Genomic DNA, 2,998 nt, shown 5'->3' with positions numbered 1-2,998 from the left:
GGGAAGTGGATGGTATGATAAGCATGACTCGATCCTTTTTTCTGTGATTTTGCGTTTTGGGAACAAAAATTTCGCAAATTTAGGATCGAGTTTCTTTGATACTCCTACCATTTTGACAAGCTATTTAGTCCAATGGCATCAAAAAATTCATGCTGGGGTTTTAGCTGATTAATCCCCACATTACCCCTTAAAACATCCCCCATATAACCATCCCAAGTGGGATTATATTTCTTATGTGCCATTCCTTAATTCTCCATAATATTCAAAATAAATTATTCCAAGTGTGACTATAATGCCAGTTAAGAATTAATTGGTTTGTGCCATGATTCCCGATACAGCATCAATTAAACAGGATATAACAATAATACTTATCTATTCCAGCATGGATAAAAGTACACCAGTAGAATGGTGATTAATCTCTATGCTTAAATAAAATCAGATAATTACCTCATTGAAATTTCAGATAATGCGAAAGATAAAAGCTCATCAAATTATTTTTTCCATAACCACAACGCTATATAACTGCATCAATTCCCACGGGATAGCGGGATAAATGCCATTTTTACTTTATATTTCATTCCGTTAACTTACCCCACATTATCCCGCTTATCCCGAAACGCAGTAACAATATTTTTAACTCTTTCCTATTCAATAAATTATAGCCTGCCAAAGAAAAAATGTTTTCGGGATAACCCCATTGTCACGCTAAGACTTTATCTATAGTGACATCACGTTACGGGATGTAATGGGATGAGACGGGATAATTAAAATAGATGTAACTTGCTGATATTTAATTAATTAAATATTCATTATCCCGCCATCCCGTTATCCCAATGTTTTTTCTTTTACGTGAGGGCTAATCTTCATCATTGAAAACCAGCACTACAAAGCGCCCCTGAGTCCCATTCACTGAAATAGTTTTACTGATAAAGCGGTCTTTCTCCGCTTTAATTAACATTCCGGCTTCTTCCAAAGCCTCAAAGCCTGATTTCTTCTGTAATCCCTGCAATATTTCCTCTTCAAACACACTGGGGATAATGTGATATTCCACCTGACCATCATCACGGCGGTTATGTACCAGATAGCCCGCGAGATGGTTAATTCTCATGGCATTAACGGTGTCTATGTTTCCATTCAGTTTTCCATAGGTATAAGGCTGAAAACGCGATAAGCCGTGTTTCTGGATAAAATCGCGGGCACGGGTGACAACCTGATATTTTTCGCGGTTTCCGATACCAAAATCCGCTAACCAGTCATCAAGACTTTGCCTTATCGCAGCGTGGCACTCTTCTTAACTCCAGCCGGTGATAGGGGTTGCCAGTTCACCGGCGGCATCCAGTAAAGCGAAGCGCAAGCCACACGCTTCACTTGTGCCGAGGCTTCTTCTGGCAGGCTATCCAGCCAGGCTTTTTCTTTACGGGTTGTTTCTATTGCCTGCTCCTGATTTTCAGACAGCCACAAAATCCATGCCCGACCCGCTGTACCGCAATAACGCTTCGATTCGCGCTTGATTGCCCTTGCGTGTGCATCTCCGTCCTCATAACCATTGAAAAACTCAGTATCAATAAAGGGCACACTTAACAGCCTGACTAACTGCCCTGACTTTGGGGTAATCCCGCCTTTTATCAGAAAGGTTTCTAAATCTTCCTCTCCCATCGAAAGCGCGGCTATCTTCCAGCGAATAACGGCACGGTTTCCGCCTTCCCGTTTCCCCTGAATTTTGCCGACACCGTTAAACAGACTGTAGGCACTGTTTGCGACTTCTTTCGGGTTCGAACTTTGCCCGATTTCATCAATCGGCAAGAAACCATCATTGCGGGCTGCCGCCTCGTTATTTAAACCGTGATGCGTGCCATGCCATGATAATTTCAGTTCTTCGGGATCACCGTATAAGCTACTGGCTGCCTCAACGGTGGTTGTTTTACCTGCTGAGGACTGAGCGAATAAGTGCACGCCAAAACAGTTACCACCTGTTAGCGAGTTCAGCGGCGCAGCTAACCCCACCAGCACCCCCAGCATCATTGAACGGTTGCCTTTCATCAATGAAGCAACGCGGGTCTTCCATTCATCAGCCGTTCCCCTGACCACATAACCCGCAACTGCCGATGTACCCCCACAGAACGCTACAGGCATATCAGGCTTTGCCAATGATTCATGGCTGATTGTTTCACGGTTCGGATAACGTCTATCGGGCGGCTTTCCGTAGAGTTTTTAGGCTGTGAGGAACATTGACTCATGATTTATTCCTCGCCATAGACAGCCGCACACAGTGCGTAATAGACGTCTTGGTTAAAATCACAGGCCAGCGCCAACAGATCGCGCAGTTCTTCGGAGCAATCCCTGCCGATTTTGTCAAGAATGACCTCAAATAACGATATAGCTAACCCTGTCCGATACATGGCCTGATCTAATGGTATTGCGTTCTGAGGTCTGTTCACCACATAGCCCAATAATGTCATTAACAAGGGCTGTGGTGTATGTTTCAAAATTGCCTGCTGTATTTCCTGATTGATATCACGCGCCAGCAAGATCAGGTTATTAAGTTCGATGGTGCATTCTTTCGGTGATTTTTCGAGAATAAACGTGAATACGGAGGCCGCTAACTTAACATTCGATTTAACCCCGAGAGAAAAATATTGATAACTTGCCTGATGTCCTACCAGACAACTAAAGGGGCATTATAGCCCCATTCTCCGCAAAAAAGATAAAAGCCTTCTTCGGTATCTTCTCCGTTGTTAATCCAGTTGAGTTTCAGGATCAAATCGAAATCAGCGTGTAAAATTTTGGATAAGTATGTCCAATAACCTTAGATAGTGTCGTCATAAGTAATTTTATGTGATAATAAGATTTGTATTCCATAAATAGAGCGATTTAACCATGAGCGCACCAGCATACCGCCGTCACGATATCTCCGATCATGTTTGGAATTTACTTGAGCCCTACTTACCCGGTCGAAAGGGAGCTTGGGGACGTGTTGCTGACGATAACCGGTTATTTA

General features: G+C 43.1%; 3 protein-coding genes. All 3 read right to left on the bottom strand.

The window, feature by feature from the left end; all coding sequences use genetic code 11:
* Positions 1-856: 856 nt before the first annotated feature.
* Positions 857-1,108 carry a hypothetical protein gene (locus tag AACQ81_RS02060; protein WP_237388421.1) on the bottom strand — a complete coding sequence of 84 codons (252 nt, stop codon included), beginning with the start codon at positions 1,106-1,108 and terminating at the stop codon, positions 857-859.
* Between the two features lie 161 nt (positions 1,109-1,269).
* Positions 1,270-2,133 carry a DUF927 domain-containing protein gene (locus tag AACQ81_RS02055; RefSeq protein ID WP_237388420.1) on the bottom strand — a complete coding sequence of 288 codons (864 nt, stop codon included), beginning with the start codon at positions 2,131-2,133 and terminating at the stop codon, positions 1,270-1,272.
* A 107-nt stretch (positions 2,134-2,240) separates the two neighbouring features.
* Positions 2,241-2,528, bottom strand: coding sequence for a hypothetical protein (locus tag AACQ81_RS02050; protein WP_339353357.1), 288 nt, complete (start codon positions 2,526-2,528; stop codon positions 2,241-2,243).
* Positions 2,529-2,998: the final 470 nt, after the last annotated feature.

The organism is Xenorhabdus sp. Sc-CR9, assembly GCF_963897815.1.
Classification (GTDB): domain Bacteria; phylum Pseudomonadota; class Gammaproteobacteria; order Enterobacterales; family Enterobacteriaceae; genus Xenorhabdus.
This window is presented reverse-complemented; position numbering and strand designations above follow the sequence as displayed.